The following is a 21,781-nucleotide window of genomic DNA, read 5'->3' as shown; positions in this document are numbered from 1 at the left end:
GGGCACTCCGCTTTGAATGTGAATGATTCCAATGCAATGCCGACTGAAACGTTGTTGCGTAGTGGCCGGCAAGACGATTCAACGCAAAAGCTGTGCCAATATTTTTGGTCTGATAAGCGCTTGTTTCTTTGAGGGTTTTTAAAGGGGGCTTGGCTGAAGAGGCAGGGTGTGCGCCAAATTTGTGCGGCCGTCGCCCTAATACTGTGCGTCGGTGTACGAGATGAGGCTAGTTGCCGTCGTCATCACCGGCCATGGGTAGGTCCAGGTCCAGTTCCTGGATTTTGCGAGTCAGAGTGTTGCGCCCCCAACCCAGGAGTTTGGCTGCCTCTCTTCGATGTCCGGCAGTGTGCCGCAGTGCGGCCGAGATCATGATCCGCTCAAACGCGGGCAGCGCCTGCCCGAGCAAGTCCTGCTGGCCACTGGCCAGTGCCGTGGTTGTCCATTGCGCCAACTCGGATTCCCATGAAGGGGCATGGCCGGTGTCATGGCTTTTTTGGGTGAGCAGTTCAGGTGGCAGGTCATTGATCATGACCTCGCGGCTGGAGGACATGACGGTCAGCCAGCGGCAGACGTTCTCTAATTGACGAACATTACCAGGCCAGTCGAGTCGGGTGAGATATTCCTGCGTTTCGGGGAGCAGACGGCGCGGTTCGGTTTCAAAATCGCGTGCTGCTCTTTGCAGGAAAAATTGGGCCAAGCGTACGATATCTTCACGGCGCTCGCTGAGCTTGGGCAGATGAATACGAATGACGTTCAGCCGGTAGAATAAGTCTTCTCTAAAACGGCCTTGTTCCACCAAAGACTCCAGATCTTGATGGGTGGCGGCAATGATGCGTGCATCGGCCTGGATGCTGGTATGCCCGCCGACGCGATAGAAGCTGCCTTCCGACAGGACGCGCAATAAACGGGTTTGTGCGTCCATTGGCATGTCGCCGATTTCGTCGAGAAACAAGGTGCCGCCAGAGGCCTGTTCAAAGCGCCCTTTGCGCTGGGCATCCGCACCGGTGAATGTGCCTTTTTCGTGGCCAAACAGTTCGGACTCGATCAGATCACGTGGGATGGCTGCCATGTTAAGGGCCACAAAACGCCCGTTTTTACGGGGGCTGTGACGGTGCAGTGCTCGCGCCACCAGTTCTTTGCCGGTACCGGAGGCGCCGTTGATCAGCACGCTGACATTCGATTGCGATAACCTGCCAATCGTGCGGAAGACTTCCTGCATGGCTGGGGCTTCGCCAATCATGCCGTCTGCCTGAGCAATAGCCGGCTGTGTGGCGGTGTGTTGTGCGTGTTTCTGCCTCGCATGCGTCAAGGCCCGGCGCACAAGCGCGAGAGCTTCATCCACATCAAAGGGCTTGGGTAGATACTCAAATGCGCCGCCTTGGTAGGATTGCACAGCGCTATCCAGATCAGAATGTGCGGTCATGATAATGACTGGCACATGTGGGCAAGCCTGTTGCATATGCGCCAGCAGGTTCAACCCATCCTGACCGGGCATGCGGATGTCGCTGATAATGACGTCGGGCGCACCCCGAGCGGCAAGGTGAGCCAATGCGGCGTCGGCGGAGTCGAATGAAGTAATGTTGAGCGAAGCGTTTCGCAAGGTTTTTTCCAATACCCAACGGATGGATTTGTCGTCGTCGATGATCCAGATATGTTCATTCATGGGGCGTGAACTCCAGTGCCCGTTGCGCATTCTTCAGCGGGATTAAACGGAATGAGGACGCGGAATACGGTCAACCCGGGGCGACTGTCGCATTCGATCAAACCACCGTGTTGTTGCATGATGGATTGTGCAATAGGAAGGCCAAGCCCGGTGCCTTGAGATCGGCCGGTCACCATGGGGTAGAACACGGTTTCGCGCAGGTCTGGGTCTAGACCCGGGCCGTTGTCTTCCACCTCGACCACACACACTAATGGGTGCCGTTGTGAACCAATGACGCATTGGCGTCGGGCGCGGGAGCGCAGAACAATGTGTGGTGGGTGTGAAGCGGAAGGGTCGGTGCGTTCTCGCGTTTCCTGCAGAGATTGCGCGGCGTTACGCATGATGTTGAGTACGACTTGAATCAGTTGATCCATATCTCCGCAGATATCCGGCAGGCTGGGGTCGTAGTCACGCACAATTCGGATGGCAGGGCCCGTTTCGGCCTGCAAAACCCTGCGTACCCGCTCCAGTACCTGGTGGATATTGATACGTTTGAAATCAGGCGGTTTACGCGCTCCTAGCAGCCGGTCCGCCAGTGCACGCAGGCGATCAGCTTCGTTGATGATGACTTCTGTATATTCGCGTAGTTCTGTGCGATCCAGTTCGCGCGCCAGCAATTGTGCTGCACCACGAATGCCGCTAAGGGGGTTTTTAATTTCGTGCGCCATGCCGCGTACGACGGCGCGAGTGGCCTGGTTGGCGACAGACAGACTTCCTTCGCGACTCATCCGCAAGAGACGATCCAAGGGTTGGAATTCGATCAGTAATTGCGTGGCCGAAAGCGGCGTCACGCTATAGTCCACCATGGTGGAGTGAGCGGTTCCCGGTCGGTGGAGGCGGGCTTCGCGCTGGATATAGCGTTGCTGTGTGGTCAGCGTATGCTGCAGGCTGGCGGCATGCCATGTGGCATTGTCAAAGAAAACGCTGATGGGTTGCTGCTTAAGCTGCGTCAGGCTGGTAGCCAGCAATTGTTCGGCAGCCGGGTTGGCGTAGCGTACGCATAGCTGCTCATCCAGTACTAACACGGCAGTCGACAACGACTCCAGTACGCGCGCACGTAATGCGTCGGTTTTGGAAGAGGGTCGAGTTGCCGTGTTCACAGGCTTTCCCCATTACGCCAAGGGTCAGAGACTGTAATATAAATCGAATTCCACCGGGTGCACGGCTTGGCGCAGCCGCGTGACCTCTTTCATTTTGCACTCGATATAAGCCTCCAGCATATCTTCAGTAAAAACACCTCCCTCTAACAGAAAGTGTTTGTCAGCCATTAAGGCGTCGAGTGCCTGATCCAGGCTCTGCGCTACGGTGGGGATGTTCGCGGCTTCCTCCGGCGGCAGGTCATAGAGGTTTTTGCTCAAGGGGTCGCCAGGGTGGATCTTGTTGCGGATGCCATCCAGGCCTGCCATCAATAATGCAGAAAAACACAGGTAGGGGTTGGCCGTCGGGTCGGGAAAGCGGCACTCGATCCGGCGCGCCTTGGGGTGGGTCACCCAAGGGATACGGATGGAAGCCGAACGATTACTGGACGAATAGGCCAGCATGACGGGCGCCTCAAAGCCCGGCACCAGGCGCTTGTAGGAATTCGTTCCGGGATTGGTAATGGCGTTCAGAGCGCGGGCGTGCTTAATGATGCCGCCGATATAGAAGAGGGCCATTTCCGACAAATTGGCGGCGTGGTTCCCGGCAAAAAGGTTGACGCCATCTTTGAACAGCGATTGGTGCACATGCATGCCGGAGCCGTTGTCGCCTTCCAGCGGCTTGGGCATAAAGGTCGCGGTTTTGCCATTCAGGTGCGCCACATTATGAACGCAGTACTTAAGAATCTGCACCTCATCGGCCTTGTTAACCAAGGTATTGAAGGGCACCCCGATTTCGCATTGCCCGGCGTTGGCAACCTCGTGGTGATGAAGTTCGATTTCAAGCCCCATGGCCTGCATGGCCTTACACATTTCGGTGCGTAAGCCTTGCAAGGAGTCGACCGGAGGCACCGGGAAGTAGCCGCCTTTGACGCGCGGGCGGTGGCCAGAATTTTTGCCATCCATAGCTAATTCGGTGGCCCACGCTCCTTCGGCGGAATCAATCCGGTAACTGGCCTCCTGCATTTGAATTTTCCATTGCACGGAATCAAAGACGAAGAACTCCGGTTCAGGGCCGAAGTATGCCGTGTCGGCGATCATGGTGCTGCGCAGATAGGCTTCTGCGCGGTGTGCAATAGAACGAGGGTCCCGTTCATAACCTTGCAATGTGCTGGGTTCTAGCACATTGCAACGCACAATAACCGTGGACTCCTGGGCGAATGGGTCGATGGTCGCCGTTTGGTCGTCCGGCATGAGCACCATGTCAGAGGCTTCAATGCCCTTCCAACCGTGAACGGAGGAGCCGTCGAACATTTTGCCGTTTTCAAACGCATCGGCCTGCATGGCCTGCGAAGGAAACGTGACATGAAGCTCCTTACCCAGCGTATCGGTAAAGCGCAGGTCTACCCAGCGCGCGTCATATTGCTTGATTAGGGATTCGGTTTTGGACGACATAGATTTGCTTCCAGTATGAGTGGGAGGGGTGTGGCTTTTCGCACTTAACTGTTACGCAAAACATGTGCCATATTTTTTTGTGGGTCGTTGTGAATAACCGTGCTCTGTCCGCATGGATTGAATATGCAGTGCTAGCACATGCCAGGCTCATATTGGTGCGTTGCTGATGTGTTTTTGCACCAAATTGGGTCGTTGATCTGGAGATAAGGAACTTAGGTCGATGGCTGGGTTTCCCATCAATATTCCGGCAGAGATACTAAGGGCCATGCTGGCGAATGAGGAAGGGGCGAATCCCTACCGTCATGAGGGGTCAACTTTTCTTAACGATTGTTGTCACCCTCAATGGTTGTGGATCTGAATGGTATAGGGTATACCCTTGTTTATTGTTGTAACTATCTATTTATAAAAATGCTGTGTTCGCTAGAGCTGCAGCCCGGCTGCCGATGACACGCTAATCATCTGGCCACCATAGTGGCCGGAGGTGAATTATTGATTTCAGGCCGACCCGAGTAGGTTCTGTTTTGTCTGAGCCGTTGTTTTAATTTTTAGTGGTGGAACCCGGTTGTGATCGCGTACCCAGAGAAAAACAAAGAAAGTGATGCTGCTCATCTTCAACACTACTGCATTGCCATGCAGCCCATATGTGATGCGCAGTTAGAACATGTGGCGGATGAACTGCTTTACCGCGAGAGTGGCACGGCTACGTTTGTGAACGTGAGCGATGAGCAGGCGATGACCGCAACAGCTCGTGTCTGTCATATTGCGTTCTATGAAATAGGGCTGGACAAGTTGGTGGGGAATCGCCAGGTGTTTGTCAATGCTTCGGCGGATATGTTGTTGCGTTCGGATTTACTGCCGCCCAGCACTGGGCAGGTGGTCATTGAAGTGCTTGAGACAGTCACCGGCAGTACAGATGTACTTGAATCACTCAGGCAAATTCGAGCCCGGGGGTTTGAAGTGGCCTTGGATGATTTCATGCTAAATCAGGAAACCGCGCCGCTGCTGGATTTTGCCGACATTATTAAGGTCGATATGATGCAGCCTCTCGACGAAGAGGCGATTCGCCTTTACAAAAGCAAAGGGTTAAAGCTTTTAGCGGAAAAAGTCGAGGATATCGCTACGTTCGAGCGGCTGAGCGCGATGGGATTTGAGTTGTTCCAAGGGTATTTTTACGCCCGCCCGGAAACCTATGAGTCGCTATCTAATGCGCGTAGCAGTAATCATGCAGCGCTGCTGCGTCTGGTTACGGCTTTGAATCGGGGAGGCTCCGATTTCAGGGAAATTCAGAACATCATTGTTCAAGACCCGCAACTGACATTCTTGTTGTTGCGTTACGCTAATTCGGCCGCCTTCCCTTATCGTGGGAAGATTGAAACGGTTTTTCAAGTCTTGCTGGCCTTGGGCTTGAATCAGGTTCGTAATATCGCGATTACTTTGCTGATGGCCAATAACGGGCCTGCTAGTAAGTTGTTGCTCGCGCGAGCGCTATGCCGTGCCGACATGTGTGAGCGTCTGGCCAATGTCGCTATCAGTCATGTGGGGGAATCGGCCTTCCTGCTGGGGCTGCTTTCGATGATGGGCCCATTGCTGGGCAAGTCACCTCAAGACTTCATAAAAGAACTGGCGCTGTCGAATGAGCTCATGGTGGCGATTCTGAACAGGGAAGGGGAGCTGGGGCGTTTGCTTCAAGATATCGAGGCATTTGAAAATGCTCAGACAGGCGGCTGGACGCCGGACCGGGTAGAGTTCTTTAATCAAACCTGGATGCAAAGCCAAGTTCGGACAAATGAAATGCTGTCGCTCATTAAGGCGGCTTAAGGACAGCCGGGGCCTGGCTTTCAAAGTCGAAGTCGATAACCGGCTTTATGAATGGGGGGCGGTATCAGGCTTGCGAACCTCCAAGGGTATCGGCAATGGGCGGTGTTTGCACCAAGAATAGCGCCCGAGCATTGGCAGCGTTGATAGAATGTGGGGCTTCCCAGCATGTGGTGCTTATAGCTAGGGGTTGTAAGCTATAGCCAAATTTTGCGAAACCTCATGGTAAATTCTGCCGTCCGCTGCAGTGATCCTGCCGCTGTCTCCTATAGAGAGCCCCGTTTTGATCGTCCTGGAAAACCTGCGTAAAACGTATGTCAGCCCTGACCGTGTATCCCATGCGCTGGCGGGCGTGAGCCTGCGTATCGAGCGTGGTGAAATTTTCGGCATTATCGGGCGCTCTGGGGCGGGCAAGAGTACGCTGATCCGCATGCTCAATTTGCTGGAGCGGCCCACGGAAGGGCGGGTGCTGATTGATGGCCAAGACATCACGGCCTACGGAGAGGCCGAGCTGCGCAAGTTCAGGCAGTCTGTCGGCATGGTGTTCCAGCATTTCAATCTTCTGAACTCGCGTACTGTGCTGGACAATGTCTGCTTCCCCTTACGCCTGGCTGGTTTGAACCGGCGCCAGCAACGTGAACGAGCCGCCGAGGTGTTGGCGTTGGTGGGTTTATCGGAACACGCTGATAAATATCCACGCCAGTTGTCGGGCGGCCAACAACAGCGCGTAGGGATTGCCCGTGCGCTGGCCAGCAAACCACAATTGTTGTTGTGCGATGAAGCTACTTCGGCGCTGGATCCGGAAACTACACAATCCATTTTGCGCTTGCTGGTCGAGATCAATCGTGACCTCGGGCTGACCATCGTTCTGATCACCCACGGCATGGACGTCATTCGCACGGTTTGTGATCGCGTGGCCGTGATAGATGCGGGCCGGATTGTCGAATCGGGTGATGTCGTGGATGTCTTTTTGCATCCTCAGCATGAAGTGACCCAGTCCCTCTTGTCAGAAAGTGGCGTCGACGCCGAGGGCTGGCGTGACATGGCGCAAGGCATGGATGGCCGGCTGTTGCGCCTGAGTTTCCGGGGCGATGCCGCTTTGCAACCGTTACTCAGCCATGTCAGCCGCGATCTGGGAGTGGATCTCAGTATTTTGCAAGGCTCGGTGGGGCGCATCAAAGAAACCCCCTACGGCCAGTTGGTGGTGGCTGTGCAAGGCGAGCCTCACCTTGTCAGTCAACTGCCCCAAGTGTTGCGCACCCATGGCGTGGAATGCGAGGAACTGCAGCAATGAACTTTGGCAATATAGATTGGTTGCTGATTGGCGAAGCGACCGTTGATACTTTTCTGATGACAGGGTTTTCGCTGCTGTTCACTGTCATTATCGGCTTGCCGTTGGGGGTGGTGTTGTTCCTTGCCAGCGCTGGACAGATGTTGGCCAATGCGCCGGTTTACCAGACGTTGTCGTTCATTGTGAACGTGCTGCGTTCAGTGCCCTTCCTGATTCTTTTGATTGTGATGATTCCCCTGACTAGGGTGCTGGCCGGTACGTCTTTGGGCGTTGAGGGCGCAATTCCGCCTTTAGTGGCCAGTGCTGCTCCCTTCTTCGCGCGTCTGGTGGAAAACGTGCTGCGGGAACTGGACCCCGGTGTTTCGGAAGCCTGCCGCGCTATGGGAGCAAATTCCCGTGAAACCGTGTTGTTAGCTTTGCTGCCTGAAGCTATGACCGGCATTGTGGCGGCAATTATTGTCACTGCCATCGCATTGGTGGGGTATTCGGCCATGTCCGGCGTGATTGGCGGTGGCGGCCTGGGGGATCTCGCCCTGCGATTTGGATATCAGCGCTATCAAACCGATGTCATGATTGTGACTGTGGTGATTCTTGTCATCATGGTGCAGTTGCTGCAAGTGTTTGGCGACCGTCTGGTTGCCCGTTTGAATCGTAAATAAGTTTGTTTTTGGAGAAAAACCATGTTGTTCAAAACATTCGCCCCTGCCGCAACGCTTGCGTTGGCTGCTCTGTTTGCAACCTCCGCCGCCCAAGCTGAAAAGCTCAGTGTGGCTGCTACGCCCGTGCCTCACGCCGAGCTGTTGGAATTCGTTAAGCCCGTGCTGGCCAAAGAAGGCGTGGAACTTGATATCAAAGTGTTTACCGACTACGTGCAACCCAATGCACAAGTGGCAGATGGCCAGCTGGATGCCAACTTCTTCCAGCACAAGCCCTATCTGGATTCATATAACAGCGAGCGCAAGACCGACCTCGTATCGGTCGGGCTGGTTCACGTCGAGCCGTTCGGTGCGTATTCCAGCAAAATCAAAAGCATCGACGAGCTGAAGGACGGCGCTCAAGTGGCACTGCCGAATGACCCGTCCAACGGTGCGCGCGCCTTGTTGCTTTTACAGGCTCAGGGGCTGATCACGCTCAAGGACCCTAACAATATTCTGGCCACCGCTCGCGATATCGCTGAAAACCCCAAGAAGCTGCGTTTCCGTGAGCTGGAAGCCGCTACGCTGCCGCGCGTGTTGCCCGATGTGGACATTGCGTTGATCAACACCAACTACGCGCTGGAAGCAGGGTTGAATCCTGTTGATGACGCCCTGTTCCTGGAAGGCCAGGATTCGCCATATGCCAATCTGGTTGCCACGACTGCCGCCAAAAAAGATGATGCGGCGGTGCAAAAATTGGTGAAGGCGTTGCAGACCGACGAGGTGCGTGAGTTCATTCAGAAGCAGTACAAGGGTGCGATTGTTCCAGCCTTCTGAATCCAGAAATCTTGCTGAGTAAAAAAAGCGACTCTGCTTAGGCAAGAGTCGTTTTTTTTGTGGGATTCTCGGAGTGAACGGCAGGGATTAGCGGGGAACGCGAATGACGCGCATAGCGCTTACCCGGTCGGAACCTTCGGCGCGAATCTGGATGGTGACTTCGCGTGGGGTGAAGCCTTCCGGGACTTCCACTGTGCCTTGTAAGTGCGTGTAGCGCTCCAATGAAACAGGGAAGGGAGCCAGTTCTTCGTTGCCGTTACGGCCGTTGCTGTAGCGGCCTGCTGCCGTCAGAGTGACCTCGCCCTTGAAAGGCTGCGCCTTGTCGGCATCTTGCATCACCAGAATATGGTAGTCGAGCTGGCCGTCTGCAAAGTTGAATGAGACGGCACGGATGCCAGGGGAGGTGCCACGGGGGTCTTCCGGAGCGGTTTCAGTGAACAGGGCCACATCGGAGCTTAGGCGGTCGATCTCGGCCTGACGCTCATTCAGCGCTGCTTCTTGCGACTGAATGCGTGCGTGCGCTTCCTTGAGTTCCTGAGCGTGCTGGTTGAGCTGCGACTGCAGGCGCTGCTTATCCATGTTTGCACTGTTGAGATCGTAGTGCAGTTGTTCTGATTGCTCGACGGTCAGGCGGGTCGGGCCGTAGCTCTTTTGTAGAAACAGAAGGCCGCCTGCGCCCAGGACAATGCCGGTGAGCAACAAAACCAGCCACCTCGGAATGCCCCGACGTCGACGGGAGTGGCCGTAGGCGGTAGGTCTGAATGCTTGTCGCTTCGACGATCCGAACATGGTTTACCTTTTTATTCCTTTCACGTGCAAAAAATGGGCTGTGCGCCCAGCTGGCAGTTTAACAAGCCCGTATCCGGATCGGCCAGCTTTCACAATGTGAGTTGAGTGTCGAGGTGTTGCAGGCGTTCGGGTGTGCCGATGTCAAGCCATTGTCCAGTATGGCGGCTGCCAATCAAGCTTTTCTTTTGTATGGCTTCATGCAATACGGGAGCGAGGGGGGCGGGCGTATTGCCTGAGACAGTGGCAAAAAGCTCCGGCCGGTACACGCCAATGCCCGAGAAAGTCAGATTGTGCTGAGCAGCGTCACGCGCCCTGATGAACCCAGTGGCGTCCAGGCTGAAGTCGCCCAGGGTGTGGTGGGGCGGGTTATCAACCAATAGCAACCAAGCCAGAGCCTGCGTATCGCGTAGCTGGGCGGCTCGCTCGCCAGCCTGCCCGAAATCCCAATCACACCAGACGTCACCATTTACCACCAGAAAGGGCTCCGGCTCCAGGTGCGGTAGGGCGCGGGCGATGCCTCCTGCTGTTTCCAGTGCGGGGTCTTCGGGCGACCAGGTTAGCCTTGCGCCATAACGCTCGCCATTGCCCAGCGCTTCTTGGAGGCGGTGCCCTAACCAGGCGCAGTTGATAACAATGTCAGGCAGACCAGCGGCGACAAGTTTTTCGATATGCCAGACGATCAGCGGCTTACCGCCCACTTTAAGCAATGGTTTGGGAGTGTGATCGGTGAGCGGTCGCATGCGTTGGCCGCGCCCTGCTGCCAGAATCATGGCTTTCATGCAAAGCCCAGTGGGTTGACAGGTTGCACACCTTCCAGCCGATCCAGCAAGCGCATCAGTGGCCTGAAAGTGCCATAACGGCTCGCGACTTGGCGAACATAGTTGTTTACGCGGGGCAGGTGATCGAGATAATGATGCTTATTGTCGCGTAGTGAAAGCCGCACGAACACACCCAACACACGCAGATTGCGTTGCAGGCTCATCCATTCGTAGGCACGGTGGAAGGTGGCGAAGTCGTCGCCCACAGGCAGGCCGGCGTCGCGCGCCATTTCCCAGTAGCGAATTGCCCAGTCGAGCTGACGGTCTTCTTCCCACGTATGGCGAGCGTCAAAAGCCAGTGAGGCGATGTCGTAGGTGATGGGGCCTGCGACGGCATCCTGGAAGTCAATGATTCCAGGGGCGCCTCCGAGCGTTTCCGGCAACATGAGATTGGGCGAATGGTAATCGCGGTGTACCAGTACGGTGGGCTGCGCGGCATTGTCGGCGGTCAGCTTGGCAAAGACTTCAGCTAGCGCGGCGTCTTCGGCAGGTGTGAGCGTAGCGTTGAAATGCTTCTCCACATACCATTCACGGAATACGGAAAGCTCGTCCAGCAACCGCCGGCCATCGTATGCGGGAAGGTCGTTGCAGGGCGCTTTTTGCATGTGCACCAGGGCTTGCAGGGCCGGGCGGTACAAGCTGTGCAAGGTGGCTTCGTCGAGGTCTTGCTGTAAAGCTTGGTAAAAATTGCTGGCGCCCAAGTCGGACATCAGCAGAAAGCCTTGCTCAAGATTCTGCGCCAGAATGTGTGGCACACGCAGGCCCGCTGCGTTCAGGCGTTCGCCCACATGCAGAAAAGGGCGGCAATCTTCGCGCTCCGGCGGGGCATCCATAATGACGGCGGTACCTGTATTCAGGTCTATGCGAAAGTAGCGGCGAAAACTCGCATCGCTGGACGCCGGGCGCAAGCTATCGGCGGACACGCCGAGTTCGGCGGGCAGGGTGGCAAGCCAGGCGCGCAGCAGGGCCAAGCGGTCATCTGTTTGAAGGGAGATTCGGGATTCCATAATTTGCGGCATTCTCTCACTATAATACCGGCTCGCCTGAGTTTTCTGAAGCGTAGGAACATCGCTTCAAGGCGGGGCGGCGGAGCCAAAATATAATCGGTTTTTTTAAGGACGAAACATTCGTGCGTTCGGTCTGGGGGTCAATACTCATTGCATACGGGTGCGGGCAGGCTGCGGTGGCGGCCCCTGCACAGGTAGAGGCTATCAAGGCGCAGATAGGCACGGATTTACAGGTGTCCTCCAAGCTTCGAACCCATGTGCTCGAAGAAGACCAGATGTCGGCGTTCCTGATTGCTGACGATATCCAATCGGATGAAGATGGCACGGTGGTATTGACCGGTAATGCGGAAGTCCGCCGTATCGATTCCGTGGTTAAGGGCGATCGTATTGACTACCATCGTTCCACCGGGCAGCTCAAGGTGCGTGGCAATGGGCTCATCATGCGCGAAGCCAGCATTGTGAAGGCGCCGGGCTTCGATTACAACATTGATGCTGAAACCGGTGAAATCACCGAGCCGGATTTCTGGCTGGGCGCGACGGGCGGCGCAGGGCAGGCGGAAAGTGCTGATATTTTCAGCACCAACCATATGAGGCTGAACCGGGTCACCTATAGCGGTTGCCCGTGCCCAGACCCGGCTTGGTATATCAAATCTCGCCAAGTTGACCTGCGCTTCGAGGAAAACGAGGGCGTAGCCCGCCATGGCACGTTGTATTTCAAGAATGTGCCGATTCTCTATTCGCCTTACCTGACCTTTCCCATACGCAAGGAACGCAAGTCGGGCTTTCTGATGCCCACTTATGGTACGTCCACAGCGGGCGGTATGGAATTTTCAGTTCCCTATTATTTCAACCTGGCGCCTAACTACGACCTTACGCTGACGCCACGCATCATGGCCAAGCGTGGCCTGCAGCTCGGTAGCGAGTTCCGCTATCTGGGCCACACGTACAGTGGCACGCTGGAAGGCACGTACCTGAACAGTGACCGCGAATCGGATCGCGATCGCTGGTATTACGGGGTTAAGCACAGCCAGGCGTTGGTCGGGGGCTTGCGTGCAAATATCGACGTACGCAAGGTGTCTGACGATGACTACTTCCGCGATTTTTCTGCGTTTGGTCTGAACGAGGCCTCGACTTCATGGTTGGCTAGTTCTGCCAGCTTGTCCTGGGCAGGCTCGCCATATGTCAGCGGCTCGTTGTCCGTGCATAAGTATCAGACTTTGCAGGATCGTAATACCGACAATTATCTGCAACCCCAGTACGATAAGCTGCCCGAACTCCATATCAGGGCGGCTCGTTATGATTGGGGCGGCTTTGACGTGGTTTCGGAAAACTACGCTACACGTTTTTCCATGCCGTTCTATTCGGGCACGTTGTCGGCTTTCGATGAGTACCGCGACATTCGCATCGCCCCCGATGGCGACCGCTTTAGCTCCTACACCTCTGTGGCCTACCCCATTGTGCGCGCGGGTTGGTATTTGACGCCCAAGGCCGGTCTGCATTTAAGCCAGTACAACATCGACTGGTATGCGGATGAACTGACTCGCTACCGGGGCCGCGATAAAACTCACTCACGTTCTGTGCCCATTCTGTCCATTGACTCAGGCATGACCTTCGAGCGCGATGCGACTTTGTTCGGCAATGCGGCCATTCAGACGCTAGAGCCGCGTCTGTACTACTTGTACGTGCCGTATCGCGATCAGTCGCAGCTTCCCATCTTTGATACGGCCTATTCCGACTTCAGTTTCAGCCAAGCCTTTAGTGAAAATATTTTCAGTGGCGGATGGGATCGTATTGCCGACGCCAATCAGCTTACTATTGGCCTGACCTCGCGCTGGCTGGATGCCGACACCGGCTTTGAACGCTTGTCGCTATCGGTTGCGCAACGGCGCTCCTTCAAGGATCAGCGTGTCACACTGGAACCGGGAGATACACCCCGTATCCGCAGTAAATCCGACTACCTCGTGGGGGCTCAGGCGGCGCTTACGGATAAGCTCAGCGTGCGCTTTGATGGTCAGTTCAACCCGGATTTCAACGAACGCAACCGTTTATCTACGGGTGTGCGCTGGGAGCCCAAGCGCTTGGCCAGCGTATCAGCCTGGTATCGTTATCAGCGCGACCCGCGTCAGATCAGGGATCAAGATTACAAAGTGCTGCCAGAAGACGACCAAGGCCGCGAACAGGTTACGCTGGCAGGCCAGTGGCCGCTGAACAATCAGTGGTATGCCCTGGGGCGTTATGATTACTCGCTGAAAGAAAGTCGTTCCACGCAGTCCATCCTGGGGCTTGAGTACAAGGGCAATTGCTGCTGGTCGGCCCGGGTGGTCTTACAGCGTTATGCGGTGGCGCGTCAAGAAGCGAATACCGCAGTATTTTTCCAGCTTGAACTATCCGGCCTGGGCGGCATCGGGTCTGACCCCATGAGCTTGGTTCGTGAACGGGTCGTCGGATACCAGGATATCAATACACCCATACCAGAGAAAACCGTTTTCGAGAGGTATCAATGATGCGCAGTGTGCATGCCCGGCGCCGCTTGACCATTTTGCTGATGTCCGTGATGGGCGCCAGCTTGGCATCCGCCAGTCTTGCCGCCACCCCGGCGGTTGAGGCGTCTTCGCCGCCTGCGGCGTCATCCCAGCAATTTGTCGATGGCATTGCCGCTGTGGTTAACAAGCAGGTTATTACGCTTAAGCAGGTCAATACCGAAGTGGCCGATGTCGCGCAAAATTTGCGGGCGCAGGGTATTCCGGTTCCCGAGCGCTCAGTGCTGCAGCGCCAGGTCTTACAGCGCATGATCATCGAAGAGCTGCAAAGTCAGGAAGCCCGGCGTCTGGGCATCCGGGTGACAGATGCTCAAGTGCAGCGGGGAATAGAAACGATTGCCGAGCGCAATAATATTTCGCCCGACGAACTGCGCAAAGCGATTGAAGAAAATATGCCCTGGGAGCGTTACCTCGACGGTTTACGCAAGGAGATCAGCTTCGACCTCTTGCGTCAGCGCCAAGTCGACTCCACCATCAGTATCAGCGATGCCGAAGTCGATGCCTTCTTGCGTAATCAAGGGCGTGCGCTGCGTGTGCCAGGTTCATCGGCACCTGTTTCGGCGCCGCCACAACAGCAGACAGAACCGCGCATACTGGGGCTGGCGCAGATTCTCGTGGCCGTGCCCGAGCAGGCCAGTTCGGCGGAAGTTAACCAATTGCAGAATCGGGCTGAGCAATTATTGGCTCAGGTGCAGGCGGGCGCAGATTTTGCCGGCTTGGCCGCTTCTTCTTCTGATGGGCCACAGGCGCTTGAAGGCGGCGTATTGGGCGTGCGGCCGGTAGAAGGCTGGCCTGATCTTTTCATCGAAGCGACAAAAGGCCTGAAAGCAGGGCAGGTGTCGCGGGTGTTCCGCAGCGGCCAAGGCTTTCACATTCTCAAGGTCCTTACCCGGGGCGAGGAGTCACGCTCCGCGCAGGCGCAGCCGCAGCAGGACTTTTCCATGGCAGGCCAGTCGCAGATTGAGCAAGGCCCCATGATTGTCACGCAAACACGCGCGCGGCATATTCTGGTTCGCACCAATCAGATCACATCCGATGAGCAGGCCGAGCAGCGTTTGCGCCAGTTGCGCGATCGGTTGCTAGCCGGCGAGTCTTTCCAGGAACTGGCGCGCCGTCACTCTGATGACGCCACCGCTCCTCAAGGCGGCGATCTTGGTTGGCTCTCGCCGGGCGAAACCGTCCCCGCTTTTGAGCAGACCATGAATTCTCTGCAGCCCGGCGAAATCAGCAAGCCGTTCAAATCGCCGTTTGGTTGGCATATTGTCGAAGTGCTGGAACGCCGCAACCAAGATATGGGGCAGGAATATCAGCGTATGCAGGCCCGCCAGATTCTCTTCCAGCGGCGCATTGAGCCGGCGGTCGACCAGTGGCTGAACGAACTGTACGGCGAAGCCTATGTGGATAATCGGCTCGACCCGCAATCCAATCGCAATGCGCAGCGCCGATAAGCATGGCCCATCAGGCACGTAAACGCTTTGGGCAGCATTTTCTGGTCGATGCCGGTGTCATCGATCAGATTGTGCGCGCCATCCACCCTAGGGCTGACGATTCCATGGTGGAGATCGGGCCAGGTCTGTCGGCGCTGACTGCGCCGTTGCTGGAATCAGTCGAGCATCTCACTGTGGTTGAGCTTGACCGCGATCTGGCCGCACGTCTACGCAACACCTGGGCGGCCAGCCGCCTGACCGTCGTTGAGGCCGACGCTTTGACAGTGGATTTTTCCACGCTGGGGGCGTCGCTACGCATTGTCGGCAATCTGCCTTACAACATATCCAGCCCATTGCTGTTCCATTTGGCGGAATACGCGGATCAAGTGCTCGACCAGCACTTCATGCTGCAACGCGAAGTCATTGACCGCATGGTGGCAGAGCCGGGTAGCAGCGATTACGGGCGTCTGTCCATCATGCTGCAAGCCCGATACGCCATGGAAAAACTTTTCGATGTCGCACCGGATGCCTTTGACCCGCCGCCTAAGGTGGTGTCGTCAGTGGTGCGCATGATTCCCTTGCCGGACGAACGCCCACGCCCGCGCAGTGAGGCCGCCTTCGCTCAGGTTGTGGCACAGGCGTTCTCGCAGCGCCGCAAAATGTTGCGCCGCGTGCTGGCCGATTGGGCTGCCGATATCGACTGGGACGCCCTGGGCATCGCCCCCACCGACCGAGCCGAAGCCGTCAGCCCGGCGCAGTTTATGGCTTTATCAGACCAGTTGGTCGACGCCGGTCGTCTCAAGTAAAAAACCAATAGCACACGGCGATAGACGCCAGAACGCCAGCCAGGTCGGAAAGCAGAGCGCAGCCTATGGTGTGGCGTACGCGCTGTATGCCCACAGCACCGAAATACACTGCCACCACGTAGAAAGTGGTTTCCGTGCTGCCTTGCATGGTGGCTGCCAACAGGGCAGGGAAACTGTCCACGCCGAAGTGTTGCATGGTCTCAATCAGCATGGCGCGCGCCGCGCTGCCTGAAAACGGCTTAACCAAAGCGGTGGGTAACGCATCGATAAAGCGGGCGTCCAACCCCACCCACAACGTCGCTTCGCGGATACCGGTCAGCAGCATATCGAGTACGCCCGATGCACGTAACACACCCACAGCGCAAAGCATGGCCACTAGGTAGGGCAGCAAGTTTTTCGAGACATCGAAGCCATCTTTGGCGCCTTCTACAAAGCTCTCGTATACCGGTACTTTCTTGATTGCCCCGCACACCAAAAACAGCACGATGATGGATATCAACACCAGATTACCCAGCAGGCTGGATGTCGCACTGATGGCGGCGGCACCCATGCCTGCCAGCAGGGCCATTAGCCCGCCGATTAACAGGGCCGTGCCTGCCAGCCACAGCAGCACGACGGGATCGTGCAGGCGCAGCCGCTGCATGAAGGCCACCGACAGCAGGGCAGCAAGGGTGGAGGCGCTGGTCGCCAACAGAATAGGCAGAAATACCAGGGCCGGTTCGGCAGCACCTTGTTGGGCCCGGTACATGAAAATCGTAACGGGTAGCAGAGTGAGTGAAGATGCGTTCAGCACCAGAAACAGGATTTGCGCGTTGGTGGCAGTACGTGGTTCGGGGTTGAGGCTTTGCAGCGCATGCATGGCGCGCAGCCCGATGGGAGTGGCGGCGTTATCCAGCCCCAGGCCGTTAGCGGCGAAATTCATGGTGATGAGCCCCAGCGCGGGGTGGCCGGGAGGCACTTCCGGCATCAGTCGATGAAATAGTGGGGCTAGCAAGCGCGCCAGCCCTTGCACCAGGCCGGCCGCTTCAGCGATACGCAGAAAGCCCATCCAGAGCGTCAAGGTGCCAAACAGCAGCACCATGATCTCCACTGACAGGCCGGCCATCTCGAACAGGGCGGCGACAATGCGGGAGAAAACGTCGGGATCGTGCAACACCAGCCACTGGAAGAGCGCAGCGACCATGGAGACGATGAAAAAGGCGAGCCAGAGCGTGTTGAGCATAAGCCATAATAGTGACACGAACTACGCGCTGCTTGTGATATCAGCAACAAGCCGCAGGCGCGTGAGCATCATACTTTAGGAGTGAGAGCATGGACTGGAATGCGTGGCGGCGTCGTTGGCTGACGGAGCCTTTGTACCGGCGCGTGCGCAACAGTGTGGCGCCGCTTAGACAAATTCAGCACCATGTGCTGGCGTCCGGCGATGCTTGGTGGGAAGCTCAGTTGTTGTCGGGGCGGCCCGATTGGGGCGCTTTGACTTACGTGCGTCCGGCCGTGCTGTCTGTCAAGGAAACAGAATTTCTTGATGGCGCTGTGGCGCGCTTGTGCGATCGCCTTGAGCAGGCTGCCAATCAGGATGAAAAGCTGTCTGGCGCTGCTTTATGGGACATGCTCAAGGCAGAGCGCTTTGAAGGGATGGCGGTACCGGTTGAATACGGCGGGCACGGTTTGAGCGCTTGGGCGCAGTCCGAGGTATTGCGCCGAGTGGCGCTGCGGTCGGTTTCCACGGCCTATGTGCTGGCCGCCCGCTTTGTGTTCGGCCCGGCAGCGTTGTTGCGGGTGGCTGCGACATCCGAGCAGCGTGAACAGTGGCTGCCCCGATTGGCGGAGGGGGGCGCGGGTGCCGCCATCGCATCTTTTGTGGTGGAAAACGATATTGTGCCCATCCAGGCAACGGGCGTTGTGCTGCGTCGTGACGATGACGGCGATACCGTATTGCGGCTCAATTGGAGAGGGGCGCGATACGCGCCCGGGCCGCGGCCGGAGCTGCTGGTGCTGCCCTTTCGTCTGCATGACCCTGACGGCTTGTTGGGCTCGGCGGGTGAGCGCGGTGTATGCGTCGCTCTGGTTGATACCCGCGCCGTCGGGGTCATGCACCACCAGTCAGACGGCTGTATGGGGCGGCTTGCCGGCCGTGCCGGTAATCAGCGCGCCGATGGCCTGATATCTGAAACGGGACGCGGCGGCTCATTTGACGGGCGTGATGTGCAACTGCCCTTGTCGGTCTTGTTGGGGCAGCCTGATGCCGTTGAGCAGGGGCTGCCGGCATTGCTGGCAGCGCAATCGGTTGCCAAAGGGATTGCCATGCCCGCCTTGTCTGCTGCGGCGGTTTCCTTGGCGGCCCATGCATCCAGCGCTGTTCTGAAGCTGCAGGGCGATGGCACAGGCTGTGAAATGCTGGGAGCCCGAGGCAGGGTGGGGCGGCTGGCAGCCATTACCTACCGCGTTGAGGCGGGGCGGCGCTTTCTGTGCGCCGGCCTGGATCTCGGCTATCGGCCCATGCTGGCTGCCGCGTTATTCGATATCAGCATCTTCGAGGATGTGCGCAGCGCCATGGGCGATAGCATGGATTTGCTCGGCGGCGCAGGGCCTTCACTGGCGCTAGCAGAATGGCAGGAAAGCCTGCACGAGCTGTTGCCTTCGCTATTCGGCTTGGACGCGCTGGCAGCACAGGCCCGCCATACGAGGGTGCTGGCTTTGGGCATGCTGCGTGTCCACCCTTATCTCACCAAGGAACTAGAAGCGCTTGAGCTGCCTGACACCGATGCCGGGTGTGCGGCCTTTGACCGTTTGGTCTGGAAACACGCAGCTCTGGCTTGCGGCACATTGCTGCGCGCCACGGGCCGTGCCTGGACGGGGGGCCGCCTGTCGCCCACGCCTCGTTTGCTCGGGCCTGTCGCGCATCACCATCGGCGCGTCAACCGCTATGCCGCGGCGTTAGCCGTATTGGTCGAGGCCTTGCAACCAGGGGTCAGGCCAATACAGGCGAGCAATGAACCGGGCTTGGAGCGTCTGCTGCGCGTGCTGGCATTGTTGATGTCTTTATGTGCGGTGCTCAAGCGTTGGCAGGAAGACGGGCGTCACGAGGCCGATCTTCCTTTGGTGGAATGGTGTGCGGCGGATACGTACCAGGCTATTGATGTGCTGCTGGCCGGGGTGCTGAAAAACTTTAAGGTGCCGGTGGCTGGTGCCGTGCTCAAGGGGCTGTTACTGCCGCCCGGCATGCGGGCAGCCGCCCCCGATGATGCAGCCACCCTGGCATGTGCCGAAGGGCTGCTCACGCCTTCTGACACCCGTGAACGCTTGGTAGGAACCGTCTGGGCTAATCATGGCCTGCGTCATCTCGGTGCGCTTGAGAAAGCTTACGATTGTGTGGTGAATGTTCATGATCTGCGCGAACAGATCAAGCAGTCGGGTGTGAGTGACTGGCGACTAGCCTATGAGCGGGGAGGCCTGACCGATTCGCAGGCCAAGGCATTGGAAGAGGCCGAAGCCGCCGTCATCTCTGCATTAAGAGGGGAAACGTCGGTTTAATCGACGTGTGAATCGCGCTGGATGAGTTCGATCTTGTAGCCGTCTGGGTCTTCCACGAAAGCGATGATGGTCTGCCCGTGCATCATGGGGCCAGCTTCGCGGGTGACCTTGCCGCCACGCGCTTTGATCTCTTCACAGGCTTTATAGGCATCTTCGACTTCCAGGGCAATGTGCCCATAGCCATTGCCCAAATCGTACGAAGATGTGTCCCAGTTGTGCGTGAGTTCAAGCACTGCACCTTCGGATTCGTCCTGATAGCCCACAAAAGCCAGCGTGAACTTGCCATCAGGGTAATCGCGACGGCGCAGCAGGCGCATGCCTAAGACTTGGGTGTAGAAATCCAGAGATTTTTCAAGATCACCGACACGCAACATGGTGTGCAGAATACGCATGGAATACTCCTAAAATTCAGGGGCAGACTGCGATCAAAGCAAAGGCAGACTGCCCGGATGGTGGGGCTTAAGGGCCAGGCGCGCTTGGGCGAAGTCGGGGTAGAGCCGTTCCACTTCGCGCCAGAAGTCTGGCCCATGATTCATATGCCGCAGATGGGCGACTTCATGCGCCACTACATAATCGACGACATCTGCCGAGAAGTGTATCAGCCGCCAGTTCAACATGATGCGACCATCACTGCTGCATGAACCCCAGCGGCCATTAGGAGCCGACATACGCCAGTTCCGTAAGGTAACGCCGGCGAGTCGGCAGTAATGCGCCAGGCGGGCTTCGAAGCGGTCTGCTGCTTGTTGCTGTAGCCAGACATAGACGCGCTCGCGTATGCGGTCAGGGCTGCTGTCGGCCTGCAAGGGCAGCGACAAAGTGTCTGCGCCGGTGGGCTGAGAGGTATCGCCGCTGAAATGGGGCGACCCGATGTCAGGGCGGATAGCCAGCGCCACGTATACCCCAAGGTATGGGAAGCGACCGCCGTCGCGCCAACAGGCGTCCGCCGTTGCCAGGTGCTGCTGACGTTCGTGCAGGGCGCGCAGTTTGCGCAGAATCCAGGGGGCTTTCGAGCACACCACTTCTGCAAGCTGCTTGCGTGACACCCAAGCTGGGGTGGTAATAAGCAGACCGTCATCGTTGACAGTCAGCCCGACAGTCTTGCGCCGTGATGTGCGCAGCATGAAACCGATGATCTGTGATGGGGTTTCGATTTCCATCCATCGGCAACCGGCAGGCAGTGTGGTCGGGCGACGAATGGGGACGTCCGGTTTCTGGGGGGATGCGGTTTTCGCGGAGCGGGAAATGGGGGCCGGCTGCTCGGTTTCATCCCGCCCGCGGGGTGTTATCGCTGGAGAAGCGCCTTCAAACAGCGCCAATTGCTCAGGCGCTGTCATAGCGCTCCGGGTTCAGCACACGCATTTCGCCTTCGATCCAGGCTTCGACTTCGCGGTTGAGTACCGCTGCGCTGCGGCCCTCAACATGGATGAGCGGCCCAATGGACACCGTCACCGTGCCAGGCTTTTTGAGAAATGCCCGGCGTGGCCAGCATTCGCCGGCATTATGGGCGACAGGGATAATCGGTACATCGGCCTTCTTGGCCAGCAGAGTGCCGCCCATTTTGTAGCGCCCAGCTGTCCCTGGTGCAACGCGAGTACCTTCTGGAAACAGCAATGGCCAGCGGCCTTCTTCAAGCCGTTGCTGGCCGACGCGAATGACTTGATCGACGGCATCGCGGCCCTTGGCCCGGTCGATGGGAATCATGCGCAGCAAAGCCAGACCCCAGCCGAAGAAAGGAATGCGGTGCAGTTCGCGCTTGTACACGAAGCACACATCGCGCGGTAGATGGGCGGCCAGAAACATGGTTTCCCAGGCAGATTGGTGTTTTGACAAGACGACGGCGGGGCCGTCAGGCAAGTTCTCCCACCCCTTGACCTCCCACTTGATGCCCAGAATGACTTTGGCCGCCCAGATGGCCATGCGAGGCCAGCCAAGGGTGAGGCGATAGCGCAGATTCAGCGGCAACGGGGCCCAGAGCACGCAGACAATGGCGTAGGGGATGACGGTGACCACCAGGAAAACCTGATAGAGCACGGCTCTCAGAAAAGCCAT

At 57.3% G+C, this 21,781-nt stretch carries 18 protein-coding genes; 8 read left to right on the top strand and 10 right to left on the bottom strand.

Going from position 1 to position 21,781, the window contains the following annotated elements:
• Positions 1-226: 226 nt before the first annotated feature.
• The 3 genes from ntrC to glnA are packed head-to-tail and all read right to left on the bottom strand — an operon-like array spanning position 227 to position 4,233.
• Positions 227-1,663 (bottom strand): nitrogen regulation protein NR(I), encoded by a 1,437-nt coding sequence (gene ntrC / locus VRY85_RS14305; protein WP_414599280.1) that lies wholly within the window; start codon positions 1,661-1,663, stop codon positions 227-229.
• Positions 1,660-2,802: a nitrogen regulation protein NR(II) gene (gene glnL / locus VRY85_RS14300; protein WP_414599279.1), complete on the bottom strand. Its 1,143-nt coding sequence runs from the start codon at positions 2,800-2,802 to the stop codon at positions 1,660-1,662. The genes ntrC and glnL overlap by 4 nt, the downstream gene beginning before the upstream one ends.
• 24 nt (positions 2,803-2,826) lie before the next feature.
• A complete protein-coding gene (glnA, locus tag VRY85_RS14295) occupies positions 2,827-4,233 on the bottom strand; it encodes a type I glutamate--ammonia ligase (protein ID WP_414599278.1) in 1,407 nt (468 codons plus the stop codon).
• A gap of 630 nt (positions 4,234-4,863) precedes the next feature.
• Between glnA and VRY85_RS14290 the strand changes: the two genes are divergently transcribed.
• The 4 genes from VRY85_RS14290 (at position 4,864) to VRY85_RS14275 (ending at position 8,811) form a co-directional block, all read left to right on the top strand.
• Entirely contained in the window at positions 4,864-6,051 is a 1,188-nt protein-coding gene (locus VRY85_RS14290) for an EAL and HDOD domain-containing protein (RefSeq protein ID WP_414599277.1), read from the top strand.
• Between the two features lie 280 nt (positions 6,052-6,331).
• On the top strand, positions 6,332-7,342 hold the full coding sequence (locus VRY85_RS14285; protein WP_414599276.1) for a methionine ABC transporter ATP-binding protein: 1,011 nt from the start codon (positions 6,332-6,334) through the stop codon (positions 7,340-7,342).
• Positions 7,339-7,998, top strand: coding sequence for a methionine ABC transporter permease (locus VRY85_RS14280; protein ID WP_414599275.1), 660 nt, complete (start codon positions 7,339-7,341; stop codon positions 7,996-7,998). The genes VRY85_RS14285 and VRY85_RS14280 overlap by 4 nt, the downstream gene beginning before the upstream one ends.
• A 21-nt stretch (positions 7,999-8,019) precedes the next feature.
• Positions 8,020-8,811, top strand: a complete 792-nt coding sequence (locus VRY85_RS14275) for a MetQ/NlpA family ABC transporter substrate-binding protein (protein ID WP_414599274.1) — start codon at positions 8,020-8,022, stop codon at positions 8,809-8,811.
• A gap of 87 nt (positions 8,812-8,898) precedes the next feature.
• Here the strand turns inward: VRY85_RS14275 and VRY85_RS14270 are convergent, their stop codons facing one another.
• The 3 genes from VRY85_RS14270 to VRY85_RS14260 form a co-directional block, all read right to left on the bottom strand.
• The gene (locus VRY85_RS14270) at positions 8,899-9,600 is read right to left on the bottom strand and encodes a DUF6776 family protein (RefSeq protein WP_414599273.1); all 702 of its coding nucleotides are present in this window, start codon (positions 9,598-9,600) and stop codon (positions 8,899-8,901) included.
• Between the two features lie 89 nt (positions 9,601-9,689).
• Entirely contained in the window at positions 9,690-10,379 is a 690-nt protein-coding gene (gene murU / locus VRY85_RS14265) for an N-acetylmuramate alpha-1-phosphate uridylyltransferase MurU (protein WP_414599272.1), read from the bottom strand.
• Positions 10,376-11,425, bottom strand: coding sequence for an aminoglycoside phosphotransferase family protein (locus VRY85_RS14260; RefSeq protein WP_414599271.1), 1,050 nt, complete (start codon positions 11,423-11,425; stop codon positions 10,376-10,378). Before VRY85_RS14260 ends, murU begins: the two co-directional genes overlap by 4 nt.
• 122 nt (positions 11,426-11,547) lie before the next feature.
• On the opposite strand from VRY85_RS14260, the gene VRY85_RS14255 reads away from it, so the two are divergent.
• The 3 genes from VRY85_RS14255 to rsmA are packed head-to-tail and all read left to right on the top strand — an operon-like array spanning position 11,548 to position 16,198.
• Positions 11,548-13,929: an LPS-assembly protein LptD gene (locus tag VRY85_RS14255; protein WP_414599270.1), complete on the top strand. Its 2,382-nt coding sequence runs from the start codon at positions 11,548-11,550 to the stop codon at positions 13,927-13,929.
• A complete protein-coding gene (locus tag VRY85_RS14250) occupies positions 13,926-15,413 on the top strand; it encodes a peptidylprolyl isomerase (RefSeq protein ID WP_414599269.1) in 1,488 nt (495 codons plus the stop codon). Before VRY85_RS14255 ends, VRY85_RS14250 begins: the two co-directional genes overlap by 4 nt.
• 2 nt (positions 15,414-15,415) lie before the next feature.
• Complete coding sequence (gene rsmA, locus VRY85_RS14245; RefSeq protein ID WP_414599268.1) at positions 15,416-16,198, top strand: 16S rRNA (adenine(1518)-N(6)/adenine(1519)-N(6))-dimethyltransferase RsmA; 783 nt, start codon at positions 15,416-15,418, stop codon at positions 16,196-16,198.
• Here the strand turns inward: rsmA and VRY85_RS14240 are convergent.
• Positions 16,191-17,420, bottom strand: coding sequence for a nucleoside recognition domain-containing protein (locus tag VRY85_RS14240; protein WP_414599288.1), 1,230 nt, complete (start codon positions 17,418-17,420; stop codon positions 16,191-16,193). The genes rsmA and VRY85_RS14240 overlap by 8 nt on opposite strands.
• Positions 17,421-17,509: 89 nt before the next feature.
• On the opposite strand from VRY85_RS14240, the gene VRY85_RS14235 reads away from it, so the two are divergent.
• Positions 17,510-19,732 carry an acyl-CoA dehydrogenase domain-containing protein gene (locus tag VRY85_RS14235; protein ID WP_414599267.1) on the top strand — a complete coding sequence of 741 codons (2,223 nt, stop codon included), beginning with the start codon at positions 17,510-17,512 and terminating at the stop codon, positions 19,730-19,732.
• On the opposite strand, the gene gloA is transcribed toward VRY85_RS14235, so the two are convergent.
• Genes gloA through VRY85_RS14220 form a run of 3 tightly spaced genes read right to left on the bottom strand, consistent with a single transcriptional unit; the run spans position 19,729 to position 21,781 of the window.
• A complete protein-coding gene (gloA, locus tag VRY85_RS14230; RefSeq protein WP_414599266.1) occupies positions 19,729-20,124 on the bottom strand; it encodes a lactoylglutathione lyase in 396 nt (131 codons plus the stop codon). The genes VRY85_RS14235 and gloA overlap by 4 nt on opposite strands.
• A 33-nt stretch (positions 20,125-20,157) precedes the next feature.
• On the bottom strand, positions 20,158-21,066 hold the full coding sequence (locus VRY85_RS14225; protein WP_414599265.1) for a M48 family metallopeptidase: 909 nt from the start codon (positions 21,064-21,066) through the stop codon (positions 20,158-20,160).
• A complete protein-coding gene (locus tag VRY85_RS14220; protein WP_414599264.1) occupies positions 21,053-21,781 on the bottom strand; it encodes a lysophospholipid acyltransferase family protein in 729 nt (242 codons plus the stop codon). The genes VRY85_RS14225 and VRY85_RS14220 overlap by 14 nt, the downstream gene beginning before the upstream one ends.

It is taken from the genome of Achromobacter sp. F4_2707 (assembly GCF_047501535.1).
In the GTDB taxonomy this organism is placed as follows: Bacteria; Pseudomonadota; Gammaproteobacteria; order Burkholderiales; family Burkholderiaceae_B; genus Yanghanlia.
This window is presented reverse-complemented; position numbering and strand designations above follow the sequence as displayed.